We start from the raw sequence: 15,246 nt of genomic DNA, 5'->3' as shown, positions 1-15,246 counted from the left end.
ACTGGTAACGATGCAACCACTCCCTCTACCCAAACGTCCTAAAAGCTCTAACTTTACGTTAGTGCCTAATAGCCAAATACACTTAAATAAAGCAAACAATGCGACCGAGGTTTACGACCTTGAGGGTGCCTATTGGGAATTTGAAATAGAACTTGCCAATGTACCTGAGCGCGATGCATTGGCCCTAGATGGTTTTATTGCCAGCCTGCGCGGCCAAGTAGGCACGTTTACCTTAATTGATTACCGCCGTGAACAGCTTGATAAAGACTTTGTGGGCTATGTGCGTGGTGCAAATCAAGATGGCAACATTTTAAATATTGATGGCTTACCCGCTAACCAAACCTTATTGGTTGTTGGCGAACGTATGCAAGTAGATGTTGGCCAAAACACCGAACTTAAAGTATTAACCCAAGATTTAGTGACTGACTCACTTGGCCGCGCAACGGTTATATTTGAATCCCCCCTACGCAAAATACCTGCAGACAACACCTTAATCACGTTTAAACAACCGGTTGGTTTGTTCCGCCTTGCTGATAACAAGCAAGGACTTGCCAGTGCGCAGTATAAAAACGGCATTGTTACCAGCTGGAAAATTAAAGGGCGGGAGGCGTTTTAATGGAAAGCTTAAACGCTGCCCTACTCGCTGATTTAGCAACAAGCGGTCGTGCTCGTTACTTTGTGCGCCTGGCGTTTAAAAGTGGTGATGTGCTGTTACATACCGGTGTGGGTGAGCGCCGCTTTGCTAATTTAACCTGGCATGGCGTGGGTATGCTTGGCACCGTGAGTGAAATACCGGCCAGCGATAAAAACGACAGTGCTCGCATACGTTTAACCCTACACACCCAAGACCAGGCTATTTTAGCTGAGGTTGCCGAAAACGACCCCATTAGCCAGGGCTGCGAAATATACCTAGTGACTGTTGATGAGCATTACCGTGTGAGCCAAAGCCAGTTACTTGAAAGCGGCTACATTGTGGCCTGTGATGTTGAGCGCGGCGATGTATCACAAATACAACTTAGCGTAGCAGGTGAAAGTGAGCGCTGGAAAGAAGCCCGCTTAAACCAACGCTGGAACGACGCCACCCAAAAAGCGCTTTACCCGGGCGATGTGTTTTTTAGTGAGCAAGCGACCGCCAATAAACAAAACCTACCTGATACACAACCTGGTAATTACATAGGAGGGCCACGCAATGAACGTCGCCGCTAAGCTTGCTGCTTTTATAACAAAGCGTAACTGTGAACCGTTTAAATGGGGTAAAAATGATTGCTGCCTATTGGTAGCTGATTGGGTGCTATTTGCAACGGGTAACGATGTAGCCGCCGACTTTAGAGGTAAATACCGCACTGAACGTGGTGCATTTAAACAATTATTTAAACGTGGTTTAAACGATATTCAAAGCGTGTTTAAAGAGCGTTTAAACCCCGCAATTGCGCTTAGTTACGCCCGCCGCGGTGATATCGCCTTGGTTGAGTTTAAAGGTGAGTATGTGGGCGGCATCGTGACTGTTAATGCAGTGGTGTGCGTGGGTGAAAATGGCTTGGTTACACTACCGATGGATACAGTAAAAACAGTTTACCCATTGGAGCCGCGCAATGTCTAAGATTGTAAAGCGTGAGTCGTTATTAAGTGGGGACTTTTTAGGCATTACCCATAAACTATGGGATAAAACCATGGGGGCATTATGGGATTCATTGACCCCTGATGAACCCGTAAACGACTTAGCCACCCTTGGCCAAGGCTTACAAAAAGGCATTGACCAACCCCGCCGCATTACATTTGGCCGTGATCGTGTAGGTGGTGTTATTGCACACCAAGCAGAGATTGAAAAAAACGATAAAAAATGGATGCAGTTAATAGTACTTATTAACGGTGCGCCCATTGATGCCCTTGAAGAGATATACATTGCGGATAAAAAACTGAGTGAATACCCAAGTGAAAGCTGGGATTATTCGCTCAGTGATGGCCGCCAAACCACAGCTAACGCTAAAGCCGTGGCTAAAATGGCGGGCTGGACGAGTGAACATATAGGATTTGGCCAAAGCTATGTGTTTATTGAAATTGAAAATAACCGCGAAGTGTTTGAAGACGGCATAAGCGACATGGGCTTTTTAATACGCGGTGCCCGTGTGTGGGACCCGCGCGATACAAGCCAAGACCCTGACGACGAAAGCACCTGGCTTTGGAGCCAAAACGCCGTGTTATGCGCCCTGCACTATGTGCGTTTTTACGGTGCTCACGAAGTGCCGTTTGAGCGTTTACCACTGCAGTGGTGGATTGCAGCCATTAACGTGTGTGATGAAGACGCTGAGTTTACGGATGCTGAGGGCGTTGTAACGACAGAGCCACGTTATACAACCAATGGCAGTTTTACGTTTAGCACCAAACCCATTGAAGTTTTAAACCAATTAGAAGCGTGCTTTGCAGGTAAGATTTTTAGACAGATGGGTCAATGGTATGTGCGCGTAGGTGCCTGGTATGGCAATCCAACGCACACAATTAATCAGGATGATGTACACGGTAATATTAAAATAAAATGGCACGCTGATTTACGCGACCGTGCCAATGTTGTTAGAGCCACATTTACCGACCCTGAGCAAAACTATGACCGTACAGATGCCCCGCCCGTTATGTCTAAGGGTTATCAAGCCATTGATAACCAAACGCTTGAAAAAACCATTACTCTGCCATTTGTACGCAGCAGTACTACAGCGCAGCGCTTATCCACTATTTATATGGAGCAAACCCGCCTTGGCGAAATAGAGCTACCGCTTAAACACAAAGGTTTGGCTGCAGCTGTGGGCCGTACGGTGTATTTAAATTTACCACGCGAATCCATTAGCAATAAAATTTACCGTGTTACAGAGCGCCGCTTTAGATTAGACGGTGGCGTAACCTTGATGTGTGTTGAAGACGGCCCTGATTTATGGGCTGATAACATAATACCTGGTGCGCAGGATTTAACCCCAAACAGTGACTATTTGGTTGGCAAACCACAACCAACTTTTGATGTACGGGTAACAATAGACGGTGACGGAAACGGCATAATTAAATGGAACCACCCGACCCCGCTTGCTGTGCATGAATACGATGTTGAGTTTATTAATACTGCTGCTAACGGGCCAGTATTTAAAACCTCAGTCACCTACACACAAGTAACAATCCCTAATTTGCAGCTGGGAGAATACACCGCACGTATTAGCGCTAAAAACATATTTGGCCAGCGCTCACTATTGGTTGCGGTGCAATTTAGTGTACTAACCCCTACTTTGCCGAGTGTATATGTTACTGCTGATTATAACCAAATTACGTTAACTGCTGAGATTGCCGCAGCTGGCATTGGTACACAGTTTGAGTGGGAGTTTTTAGGCACCGCAGCACAGCCACATAATGGCGAACGTGTGCTTGCACAGATTTATAACCGCATTGGTTTAAAAAGCGAAACGGAGTATAAATTTAGAGTGCGCAGCGTAAATCACCTGGGCGCAAGTGATTGGGTTAACGTAACGGCCACTACGACCACCGTTGATTTAACAGAGTACATTAATGAATTACCCCTTACAAAATTAAGCACTGAGGCCCAAACCCTTATTGCTGACATAAACGCGCAAGTTGATCGCCTGCGCCCTGAAACTGAAAACAACTTACCCAGCTTAATTACTAAAAACCTTAATGCCATCACCGAGCTAAGCACTAAAATTGAAGTACTCGACGCAGAGAACCCCCACGGAATACCGTTTAAGATTGATCAGCTCGTTGATATTGTTGATGTGATCAACGCCGAAAACCCGAATAATCTACAGCAACAACTAGCCGACTCCAACAGCAAAATAAACGATTTAGAGCGCGTAACAGAGGTTTTAGACGAAACCAAGCAAAACAGCCTGCCCGCGCTTATTAAGATCAACAATATTGCGATTGAGCAACAGCGTTTAGAACAGCAAAGCATTGGTTTAAGCCTTTTAAACGTGACCAGCGCGTATACAAGTTGGCGTACCGAGTACGAACGCCGCACGTTTAATAACGAACGTTTGATTGATGCAGCTGTGTATGTTGATCCAGATACAGGCACCATTGTTAACCGCGCGTATGCCATTGCTGAAGAAAGTTTTAATAGCGCTACGCTCTTAATTGACGGTGTGAACAGTAAAATTACGCTAGCGTCACAACAAATTACTCAGTCTCAAAACCGTATTAGCCAGGCTGAGGCGCAGCTTATTGTTCAAGCAGCACAAATTAATCAGAAAGCGAGTTTTGCCGAAGTAGATGGGCAAATAGCCGGTGCATTGGCCGCACTGCAACCCGCGTATAGCTGGCAGTTTAATACCAGTAATGAAGGGTTCGATCCAGATAGCCATAACGCCCTTGGATACATTGTGGCCACCGCGCAAATTAGCAGCCCTGTTATTAGCTATAACGCTGATGAAAACCCGGTGTTTCGCCTGCGCGTTCGCAAACACTCAGGCACAACCTGGCGCGGCGATATTAAATTTAATGGTGGGTCCACTACCCTGCATTTGCCTGAGCCAACCAGTACAGATTTTGAGACCTTAACGCTGGATGCAACGGGCACAGCTAGCTACACGGGCACGATTACAAGCTTAGAGTTTGACCTTGGCCCCTGTGATATCGACTTTATTGAGGTTGGTAAACGTGGCGCGAATGATTTAGCGCTTACTGAGATTACAGCCCGTACAACAGAGCTTGAGCAAGATATTAACGCCGCAACGGGCATCATGGGCCAGTATGCAACAACTGCTTGGGTTAATGCGCTGGGCTATCAAACGCAAAGTAACGTACAGACGCTAATAGACTCGTTTAATGCTCAGTACAGCATTGCCGCTACGCTGCAAGAGTTTAACGAGCAAGACATCATCGTTAAAGCCAACGCGGCTCAAACGTGGATCAACGGCGCAGAAGCCACAATACGCGACCAAGTTACCAGCATTTTAAACAGCGAAGACGGCGTAAACCAGCGCATTAGTATTGCTGAGCAAAGCATGGATGCCATAGCCGGTGAAATTAGCCAAAGCATAACTCAGGTTAGCGGCCTTGAAATTGATGTTAAAGGTTTAGGCTTAAATGAGGTTATTGCAGCATATAACAAAATGCAGCAAGACAAAGAACTTGCAGAGCAAAGCTTTAGCCTGGCTACAGCGAATCAAAAGCTCACCGCGGTGACTGACGATGTAAAATCACTCGCTACCCAAACGCTCGAACTTGCGGGCTTATACGGCCAAAATGCCGCGTATTTAACAAGCCTAAACCAAGCATTTGCAAATGAGCGTACAGCGCGATCAAGTTCTGAACGTGAATTAAGAGCCGAAATAACCCGCGAAGGTACACGCTCTGTTGCTCAAGCCAATGAACGGGTTGATGCAATTGTTGGTTACTGCGTAGATGCCGGTGGTAATAAAGTTGGTGAACCAGACGCGATGGCTTGCATTGCACTGGGCCATGAATGGATTGATGGCCCACTGGTACAGTTAATTAACGACTACACCACCGTTTTTGTAAATGAAAAAGGCTATCAAACTGCGGCTAACGTACAGCAATTTATAAGTACGTTTGACGGTGAGCATGGAATTACAGCAACAATCCAGCAGATTAATGACGAGGGCATAATCACTGCTGCTAAAGAGGCTCAGCAATGGGTTAACGCCGCTGAGGGCACTATTACAAACTTGATCACTCAGTTTGTAGCTCAACCAGACGGCATAAACGATTCACTGGCCTTTGCACATGAGCAAATACAAGCCAATGCTGATGATATTCAAAATGCAGCGACAGCGCGACAACAGTTATCCGTTCGCATGGGGGAAGCTGAATCTGATTTAGTGTCTCTTGATGAAGCCATTGTTAGCGAGCAACAAGCCAGAGCGAGCCAAGGCAATCAGTTACGCATTGAATTTCAAACCCAAGATTTAGCCATGCTGGCCACGGCCAATGAATTTACCCGTGCCGTAACTGGCTATTGTGTAGATGCCAACGGCGAACGTGTTGATCAAGATGATGCCGTGCAATGTGAACTTGACGGCCATACTTGGGTAGATGGGCCCGCTGTTCAACGCGCAATTAACTTAAGCGCTGCGTATGTTGATGAAAAAGGCTATCAAACACAGAACAACGTACAGCAAATACTTGATACATGGGATGCAAGTTTTAGCATAAAAGCGACTATTCAGCAGATAAACGATGAGGGCATAATCACTGCTGCTAAAGAGGCTCAGCAATGGATTAACGCCGCTGAGGGCACTATTACAAACTTGATCACTCAGTTTGTTGCACAACCCGATGGTATCAACGAATCTATTGCACTGGCTGAGGAAAGCATACGAGCCAATGCAGATGATATTCAAAATGAGGCCACAGCGCGCCAACAGTTATCAGTCCGTATGGGTGAGGCCGAATCGGATTTAATATCCCATGACGAAGCCATTGTAAACGAACAGCAAGCACGCGCCAGCATGGGGGCACAACTGCGCATTGAATTTCAAACACAAGATTTAGCGATGCTTGCGACAGCGAATGAATTTACTCGGGCTGTAACCGGTTATTGTGTTGATGCCAATGGCGAACGTGTTGATCAAGATGATGCTGTGGCTTGTGAAGCTGCGGGTCACACATGGATTGACGGCCCTGCCGTACAACGCGCCGTTGAAATTGGTGCCGCATGGGTAACACTGCAGGGCTATCAAACACAAAGCAACGTTAACCAAATATTAGATACGTTCAATTCAACGTATAAAATAAGCGCCACGCTACAGGAGTTTGACGAAAACAACACGCTCACTAAAGCCAACAATGCTCAGCAGTTTTTAAACGGTAAAGACGCTTATTTTGAAACCCGAATCACGGCTTATAACGCTAAAGAGGACGGCGTTGATGCTAAGTTTACTGACGTTCAGCAACGTTTAGACGCAGCCGAGGGCGCGGTAACAACGAGTATTTTGCAAATTCAGGGCTTGGAACTTGGGCAACAAGCCCAGGGCTTGAATGATGTAATTGCTGCGTACAATCAATTTAAGCAAGATAACGACTTAGCCACGCTCAATGTTAAAGCCGCTCTCGCTAACGAAAAGCTCCAATCGCAAAGCACAGACCTTGAAAGTTTGGCTCAGCAGCAGCTTGAGTTAGCAGCCATTTTTAATAGTAACAACGCTATTATTACCTCGCTAAACAAAGCGGTAGCTAATCAATATCAATCAAGTGTAACCCGAGACCAACGTTATCAAGCTACGTTTGATAATGTAACCGCACGTTTTAGTGATGTAACCACAGCCATTGCCACTATTGACGAAGCCAACACCCTGCGTGACGTTGAGTTTGAATCGTTTGTAGCGGAAACAATCGCCAGCTTTGACGAAGTCGCTGAAACCTTTGCCAGCCAAAACCAAGCATTCAGCACGTTGCAGCAAACGCTTACAAGCAAAATTAATGATGATACCGAGGCCGCTAAAAACGCGGCGATAGCCACAGCGCAAGAGTACACACGTACAGCGGTGGGTTACTGCTTAGATGCACAGGGGCAAATAACCAGCGAAAACGACGCCGTGCAATGCGTGGCAGATGGCGGCTCATGGGTTAATGGCCCGCTCGCTGAGTTTATCGCCAATATGCAAATCACCGATGGTGAAAACAGCGCGAGCATTAAACAGCTACGCCAGTTATTTACCACAGTAGACGGCAAGCTTGTTGCTCGTGGTGGTTGGACTCTCGACAACAATGGCCGTGTAACGGGTATTGCTGGCTATAACGATGGTGTATTAGCAAGTCTAGATATTGTGGGCGATGTTATTCGCCAAGGGGCGATGGTTGATGGCACCTTTGTGCCCACGTCTTACGTTGATAATAGTGACCCACTTAACCCTGAGCATGTATTCAAAGGCCGCATGGTCTTAGGTGATGGCCATACTGTTAGCTCATTAGAAGACATTAAAGCGCAAGATGGTAAAGACGGAAAAACCCGTTACGTTGAGTATGTTTATAGTGTCACTGGTTCAAGTGGCTGGCACTCAGAATACACAACCGGAGACCTTTATCGCCGTGAACGAACTATTGAAAATGGTGAAGCTATCACTGGTTGGAGTGTCCCAGCAAGAATTACAGGTTTAAAGGGTGATAAGGGAGATACCCCGAGCTTCACCACTAATCCTGATGGTTCATACACCATAACCAATGGTACAGATACCATTACCATTAAAGACGGTGTGGACGCGCCCATACCTACAGTAACAGATAACGGTAACGGTACCCATACAGTTACGGATGGTGCTGGTAACAGCATAGTTATTGCTAATGGTAACGATGGCTACACCCCCTTAAAAGGCACGGATTACTTTGATGGCTTAAACGGGAATTACATTAGCTTGGTTTACCGTGCAGCAACATCAAAACCTTATAAACCCGTGGGTGGCGGCTTTAATGGTGCCACTGAAAATATACCTAGTTTGTATCAAGATGCACCCTATTTCGAAGAGAGTAAAACAACCTATGTTAGTCGTGCTGTTTACATCGATACGGGTGATGGTTGGGCTAATCAGGGCTGGAGTGAACCCGCACCTTACATCATCAAAGGTGATGATGGTTACACACCACAAAAAGGCACAGATTATTTTGATGGAGAACCAGGCTTAAAGGGTTCCCGAGGCGCAGGCCGTTACATTGTAGCCACGTCAAGCGGCGCATGGTCCGACGCAAGCGCAAACAGCGCAGTACCGAGTGGTTCCCCCGTCATTAATGACATAGTTACCATTTATAAATCCAGCGACCCGAAAATTGAAAACACCAAGCGTTATACCGGATCAAGTTGGCAATCGTATGTGTTGCGAGTACACGGCAGCGCCCTGATTGAAGACACTCTGGATGGTAAGGTTCTGCGTGCGGGAACGCGCATTGAATCCCCGCGCATTGACTTGGTTGGCTCAGCGTTTATGAAAATTGAACTCGCCAGCGGCTTTGGCCCTGATAATTTGTGGTATTGGTACGGGCCTAAAATCATGAGCAATGGCCTACCGAATCTTGCAGCACTTCGAAAATCCAACGCCCTTGAATGGAAAGACACATCAGGAAATGCCTATTTCGGTGGGTCAATTTCCGCGGGCTTATTTAGAACCGCTTTAACAACAACGGACTTAGCGGCGAATGCCAATGTAACAATAGGCCCATTCGGGTCAAATGGCGGGATTATAGATCTTATTTGCTCGTTACAAGCGAACACATACCGCAGCGGTAGAAGTGAAGTAGAGCCGACAAAACCACTTAGCCCCCGCTTTAGCATCGTTTTATATGAGTTTGTAAATAGCAATTGGGTAACAAGAAGAACCCAATCATACACGGGCACATCATACCTCAATAGTACATACGACCATGAATCACGCAAATATATATGGAGCATGAGCCAAGCCTGCTCAGGCTCGTTCACATATACAGATAACAAGCAAAGCACCGTGGATCGCACCTACAAACTCGCAATTTCAGTACGTGATGATTTTAGAGTGTCGTCATCGTTCACCACATCGCAAAAATTAACATTAGTGTCTCAAGAGGATTAAAATATGGCAGCATTTACAGCCAGTCAAGCCAGTGTTACCAACGGCTCTAAAGTAGTAACAATCAACAGCAGCGAGAGTATCGCCACTATTCGACAAGGTGATTTTTTATTTTTGGCTGGGTTTTTAGTTGAGATAAACCGTGGCTACGTGGGTAGCGCTAGTCAGCAGTACATAGAGCTGGTTAACAACTGGGCCAATAGCAATCAGTCAAACCAAAAGGCAGTGGTAATCCCCACCACGGGCGATTTTAGAGCCGCCGTGGATGCTATTAACAACGCAAACAAAAACGTCAACGATAACTTTGTGGCAATGCAAAATTGGCAAACTAAAATGGGGGCGGTCACGTTCGTTAATCAAGACGGCAGCACCACAAACGTTAAAACGTTAAAGCAGATTGAAGCGGACAACGCCACACAAATGGATGCGTATCACCCGTACCCGTGGGCTATGCGTAAAGTCGAGTTTGAAGCTAGACGTGCTGCTAATAATGAAAAGTTTGCGGCCAGTGGTTTTGTGCATTTTGGTAAGCATAGAGTTAATGACGCTACACTATTCAATGTTAATGAAGGATTATATACCTACCCGACAGGCGGGAATAGTACTCTTTTACTAGGAGATTTATCATCAGGTGCAACAGGCGAAAGTAAAACAAACTCCTCGGTGTTGAATATTTCTGGTATAACAACATATTTACAAGCAAACAATTCTTGGGCAGCGCTAACAGTAAAACTACCTCCCGCAGAGGGTGGCACTCGCACCTACGACAGTGCGACAGGTATCTCAGTGACACATGCCACGCCAGCTATTGCGTTTGCCAGTGAGACCGCGACTAATAAAGTTGTGACAGACCGAGTTGATATGTGGGGCATTCTACAAATTGAGCAAGAAATCAACGATAGCTACCCGTTTGTATATCTAAATGGCTTGCCGCAGTCAGTAGCAAGCTCAATAAATGATGTGCCCACAACAGCAAATACTGTCCAGCCCATTGAGTACTTTGCACAGTATGCGGGGGACACTAGTAGCCGTGGAAAAGGAGTCAATTGGCAAACAGCAACGCAGGCGCAGCGTATTGCTATTGCGTCAGATCCAAACAATAAAATACGATTTGATGATTCTACGGGTCATTTTTATCAAACCCATGACTTTGTTTTATCGTTTGCAGGGATAGGTAATAGCGATTGGTTAACGATAGATGCTATCTCAGGTGATTTAGCATTTAGTGCGCAATCCAAACTGGTACCAGCACTAGCAACGAACGCGACTAAGTTTAGTGCAGGGAACGAGGTAGGTGTATTTACAGCGAATAACAACCCTGATTGTCACTTTTTGGTTTGCGGTACAATTAATAGATTAAATCGAGGGGCATATCATCCTAGTTTAAACCCTTTTGGTACAGGGTATCTGAGATCAACTTCTGCGCCAGATTCGTTAGGACATGGCGCACTCTGGAATGGCGCTTCACTTGCAATTGCGAGTAGAGCTGAAGCTTTCGATCCTGTCGCTGTTAGAATTGGAGGGGCTTCAAAATGGGGCAAGGTAGGCGGTTTATCAGGCCGCCCAGATGGGCGTTTCTACGATGTTATATACACTAGTGGTCAAGGTGGCGTCTGTCGTGATATGCGTTATTCAGCTTGCGGGTTAGAGCAAGAAAGTTTTACAGAAGCAGATCTAAAGATTAAATCTGGTGAGTATCGTGGGCATGAAAACGTGAGCTTTACCAAACTATTACCTATAAATGATTCACCTACCGTTTCTTCTTCTAATATAGGCGTTAGAGCTTTCAACGATCTAGCGGTGGAGTTAGGTATAAATGTGGCAGATTCATACTATGTATATAATACGACTAACGGTGAGCTGTTTTACAATTTAGATCGAAGAGAGATGTTACAAGGTTCATTCAAGAGTCATATTTACTATCCTGAGACGTGGGGTAATTCCCCTTCAGTCATCTTAATATACATTTTGAAACAAGCATCCGTTGCTGGAGAATTTCTACATACCGATGTTATTGGGCCTCCTGCTAAAATCCTTCAATGTGACGATTTAAAAGATGGCTGGCTAGGTAGATGGCTCCCTCAGCTAGTACAACCCAGTAAAATTTTAAATGCAGAATTAAGTTTACCGTGTATCGGCAGTTCGTTAACTCAGGCATTATTTACTAGTAATCAAATTACTTGGGCTAATTTGACTGCTACATTTAATCCCACGGAAAATACTGTATTAGTTGGTGGAGGTGCAACATCTCAAGATAATTTATACATGTTAATCTACAATACCAAAGCAAAAATCACCAAAAACTCAGTTAGCAGTAGTATTTATGGTGGTGTTAAAGGAATAGGTAAAGTTGATGCTATAACTGATAACTTAACTGGTTATTCGTTATTAACTTATTCATTAGCTGGGATTATTCCTGCGCAGAGATATTGGCTCGGGCTTGCTTTAAATATTAGTATGAAAAAATTCATCCTCTCGTCTGAATCCAAATTTTCATTATCAGGGGAAGGTGCTCTCCATAATGAATTATCATTGCATCCCCCGATATCAGGAATTACTGGTGTAAAAGCACTCAATTACAGCGTTGTCGAAAACCAACAAGGTTTTATCAATTACGCATATACAGAGCTCAAACACGACGGTACCGATTGGGGTGATGACGGTAAAATTCACATCGTAGACGGGCAATCAACAATGCTTGATGAAAATGGCAACACTGTTTTAGTCGGCACAGCTCGTTGTGTAGAACCACTTGGATGGATTAAAAATGACAAATAAATTAGACGCTATTTTAGATTTTATCGTCCTAGATGACGACCAAGTACCTGTCCTTAACCAGCAAGGTTTACCCACACTTAAGCAAGGGCCCGTCGTAAAAGACCTGGCACAGCTTATCGCCAAGGGAAAAGTTCAACACATTGAAAAATTTGCAAAAATCTTTGCAGAAGGCGAGCAATGGATCTGGGCGAATGACTATTTTAATTACTTAGTTGAGCTGAATAAGGTAACAGAATACAACGCAAATTTACCAGTTATCATAGATAACGAAGATGGTACAACGGCAGAAATTAAACCACGTTCACTCCCTACCGCACCTGAACGATCACCTCTTAAATCCATTGAAAAAGTGTTAGAACCATACGCTAAGAAAATTGAAAAATTGCTAGGTATAAAATTTAAAAACGTTCAAGTTTCACTAACTGAGAAAAATCAAAATGGCTTGTCATCACTAAAAACAGCTTTTGATTTAGCAGTCGAATTCGAAGCAGAAGAACAGTTTTTCCCTATTCACTTTAATGCTGAAACATGCAACGGAGTAGAAGTGGTTGAATTACTGGGCGAAGCTGAGTTTAAATCTTTCGGCTTGCAATTCATCTTAGCTCGAAAAGCATTCTTTAGTTAAGATTTAAAAAGGGTTTAAACAATGTTTAAACCCTACCCTTTATAAATATTGTTAAACCAAGTTTAAATCTCAATATAATCACCGTCAGAAAACAAAACAAGACTCTATTTAACATAATTTATAAAATTCTAAAATCTAGCGTCTTTTTTTCTAAATTTCAGCAGCGGCTTACAATTACTGATGATGGACCCATTGCAGTAAGTGTTAGGGCTTGTTCGTTTGTAGACTAATTGTAAGGGGTTGTTCGTTTATAGAATAATAAAGATATGGATATTTTCGCCCTTGCCTTGCGGAAACCCACGCCGTTACTGGGTTTGTACTGATTTTAGCGTGTAAATCCTTAACTTTGAATTACGCTTGTTTTTAGACAAACCCGTTCAAAGTGACCCAAAACCCGCTTATTCCTGCTCATTTTACGTTTAAAACTAGATATTTTTTGATTGTTAACGTGCTTAAAACGGAGTTTAAATACCATTTAAACGCTCTTTAAATCTTCAAAACGTGGTTATTTAAACCTTTTCGGCAAATATAATCGTATTAAACTGTGGTCCTAGTTCAATTGTGACCATGTAGCCTTGATAGGATAATTTTATTTGGTTGCCTATATAAGCAAACGTATTTGGTTTTTGAACTGCGTTCATTAGATCATGTATTTGTTCAAGACTAAGTTGACCCGCTAAAAGCTTTTCAATTTGAGTGCTGCCAACTGTAACGGCGCTACTATATATAGGTGCGTTTTTACGTGACAATTCATTTAATAAATTTGCAGGCAAGTGCCCTAGCGTAAATTGCTGGCCATCAGCTCTGGATTTTTTAAGCGCTAACTTTGCTGCGTGTAAATTTATCTGCTTTATATAGTACTGCTGAGATTTCAAAACGGCTTCGTTAAATTGTGGGATTGCTAATTTTTGTAAGTCCGTTGATAAATTTATAACTGATTTTCCTGCTGCTATATCTGCACCTAACCATGCTTTGCCCGGATTATAATCCAGCCTCCTAAATCTATGCCTGGCAATTTATTGAGTTCTTCACCTGTTGATGAATCTACAACTTTGAATGACTCCATAAATTTATTAACTTTTTCAGGTTTGCTAACTGATAAACCCATGCGTGCAATTTTCACCTTTATTAATTGCTAACACTTATAAGTATTTTACGGATAATCAATTCAGTAAAAATCTAATCCCACTTATTGTGATTGGATCTAACGCGACGAATGTCTGTTATTAAATATAATTAATATATTGGCTGCGATTTTTAATGTTTTTTGTGATCTATTTTTTGCTACTCGCGCGGTGTTTTATTATTTTTAAAAATGAATTTCGATAGCCAGCCTCCAGCCTCGTTTACCATTGTATGATCAACCATGGTCACCACTAACTATTTTTAACCGACTCTCAAAAGTCCGATATCTTTTCGGTCAATCATTATTTAGAGTTACTTCTTTGCAAAATTATTTAAAGATATTAATTAGAAGAGATAATATATAAGCACTAAATATAAATAAGGTGTAGAGGATTTACGATTTAACTAAAGAAGATTAGAGTTTTTATTTCTAAAATGAGGCAGCGTCGAATTCCCTGCCACCTTTTCTTTGAATTGTCAGATTGTATGCTCAATTTTAAATTACTGGCACTGGGTAACAGTGCCAATAATGATTAATGAAGCGCAGCTGTAAATGGAATGTTCTTACAAATTTCAGCTTCTGCGATTAGTATTTCTTCTAATCGTATATCTACTTCATTTTTATCAAAATATTCATAAGCGAGTTCAACAAATAAGTTTTTATGTTTTTCTTCAGATTTTGCGATCGCAGCATAAAACTCTTTTTCTTTACCATCAGGTAGTGCTTGCGCTACTAGAGAAAAACGCTCATGCCCCCTCGCCTCTATAACAGCTCCAACTAACAAACGATCCATAAAAAATTCGTCACGGCCATTTCTAAATACAGCACGAATTTTTTTTACATAAGGATCTTTTTGATCATTTCCTAAATTTACATCTCGGTCAATCAACAGCTTTAAAACTTGTTTGAAATGAATCATTTCTTCAAGTGCGAGATCGGTCATTGCTTTTACAAGCTTACGACGATCTGGGTAATGCGATAACATAGACATTGCCATGCCCGACGCTTTTTTTTCTGCTGCAGCATGATCTTGTAAAAAGGTATCAAAGTCAGCCATAACTGCTTCGGTCCATGAAAATGGGGTGTGATATTTTAATTCAAACATAATATTTTTACTTAAGATCTAATAGTCAGATTTTAACGTAAATGGATTATAAAATCTTGTTGTT

The 15,246-nt window shown here is 43.3% G+C and carries 9 protein-coding genes; 6 read left to right on the top strand and 3 right to left on the bottom strand.

Translation table 11 applies throughout. From position 1 onward, the window contains the following. The first annotated feature begins 10 nt into the window (after window positions 1-10). Genes A7967_RS04420 through A7967_RS04395 form a run of 6 tightly spaced genes read left to right on the top strand, consistent with a single transcriptional unit; the run spans window position 11 to window position 12,951 of the window. A complete protein-coding gene (locus A7967_RS04420; protein WP_064435409.1) occupies window positions 11-616 on the top strand; it encodes a hypothetical protein in 606 nt (201 codons plus the stop codon). Further along, window positions 616-1,206 (top strand): hypothetical protein, encoded by a 591-nt coding sequence (locus A7967_RS04415; protein ID WP_054452950.1) that lies wholly within the window; start codon window positions 616-618, stop codon window positions 1,204-1,206. Before A7967_RS04420 ends, A7967_RS04415 begins: the two co-directional genes overlap by 1 nt. Next, window positions 1,190-1,600: a DUF6950 family protein gene (locus tag A7967_RS04410; protein WP_064435408.1), complete on the top strand. Its 411-nt coding sequence runs from the start codon at window positions 1,190-1,192 to the stop codon at window positions 1,598-1,600. The genes A7967_RS04415 and A7967_RS04410 overlap by 17 nt, the downstream gene beginning before the upstream one ends. After that, window positions 1,593-9,551, top strand: coding sequence for a hypothetical protein (locus A7967_RS04405; RefSeq protein ID WP_064435407.1), 7,959 nt, complete (start codon window positions 1,593-1,595; stop codon window positions 9,549-9,551). Before A7967_RS04410 ends, A7967_RS04405 begins: the two co-directional genes overlap by 8 nt. Window positions 9,552-9,554: 3 nt before the next feature. Further along, complete coding sequence (locus A7967_RS04400; RefSeq protein ID WP_064435406.1) at window positions 9,555-12,326, top strand: hypothetical protein; 2,772 nt, start codon at window positions 9,555-9,557, stop codon at window positions 12,324-12,326. Continuing rightward, window positions 12,316-12,951 carry a hypothetical protein gene (locus A7967_RS04395; RefSeq protein WP_064435405.1) on the top strand — a complete coding sequence of 212 codons (636 nt, stop codon included), beginning with the start codon at window positions 12,316-12,318 and terminating at the stop codon, window positions 12,949-12,951. The genes A7967_RS04400 and A7967_RS04395 overlap by 11 nt, the downstream gene beginning before the upstream one ends. A 509-nt stretch (window positions 12,952-13,460) precedes the next feature. Here the strand turns inward: A7967_RS04395 and A7967_RS23275 are convergent. The 3 genes from A7967_RS23275 to A7967_RS04385 form a co-directional block, all read right to left on the bottom strand. Next, entirely contained in the window at window positions 13,461-13,826 is a 366-nt protein-coding gene (locus A7967_RS23275; RefSeq protein WP_231659000.1) for a hypothetical protein, read from the bottom strand. 86 nt (window positions 13,827-13,912) lie between these two features. Beyond that, window positions 13,913-14,074: a hypothetical protein gene (locus tag A7967_RS23270; protein WP_231659001.1), complete on the bottom strand. Its 162-nt coding sequence runs from the start codon at window positions 14,072-14,074 to the stop codon at window positions 13,913-13,915. Between the two features lie 535 nt (window positions 14,075-14,609). Next, a complete protein-coding gene (locus tag A7967_RS04385) occupies window positions 14,610-15,182 on the bottom strand; it encodes a MiaE family protein (RefSeq protein WP_054204596.1) in 573 nt (190 codons plus the stop codon). Between the last annotated feature and the right edge of the window lie 64 nt (window positions 15,183-15,246).

Source organism: Pseudoalteromonas neustonica, assembly GCF_001653135.1.
In the GTDB taxonomy this organism is placed as follows: domain Bacteria; phylum Pseudomonadota; class Gammaproteobacteria; order Enterobacterales; family Alteromonadaceae; genus Pseudoalteromonas; species Pseudoalteromonas neustonica.
The sequence above is the reverse complement of the archived record's forward strand: the minus strand, read 5'-3'. Positions and strand labels throughout refer to the sequence as shown.

Bases quoted from the DNA above. Each gene is read 5' to 3' on its own strand.
- A7967_RS04420 (WP_064435409.1), top strand. From the start codon at position 11: ATGCAACCACTCCCTCTACCCAAACGTCCTAAAAGCTCTAACTTTACG.
- A7967_RS04415 (WP_054452950.1), top strand. From the start codon at position 616: ATGGAAAGCTTAAACGCTGCCCTACTCGCTGATTTAGCAACAAGCGGT.
- A7967_RS04410 (WP_064435408.1), top strand. From the start codon at position 1,190: ATGAACGTCGCCGCTAAGCTTGCTGCTTTTATAACAAAGCGTAACTGT.
- A7967_RS04405 (WP_064435407.1), top strand. From the start codon at position 1,593: ATGTCTAAGATTGTAAAGCGTGAGTCGTTATTAAGTGGGGACTTTTTA.
- A7967_RS04400 (WP_064435406.1), top strand. From the start codon at position 9,555: ATGGCAGCATTTACAGCCAGTCAAGCCAGTGTTACCAACGGCTCTAAA.
- A7967_RS04395 (WP_064435405.1), top strand. From the start codon at position 12,316: ATGACAAATAAATTAGACGCTATTTTAGATTTTATCGTCCTAGATGAC.
- A7967_RS04385 (WP_054204596.1), bottom strand. From the start codon at position 15,182: ATGTTTGAATTAAAATATCACACCCCATTTTCATGGACCGAAGCAGTT.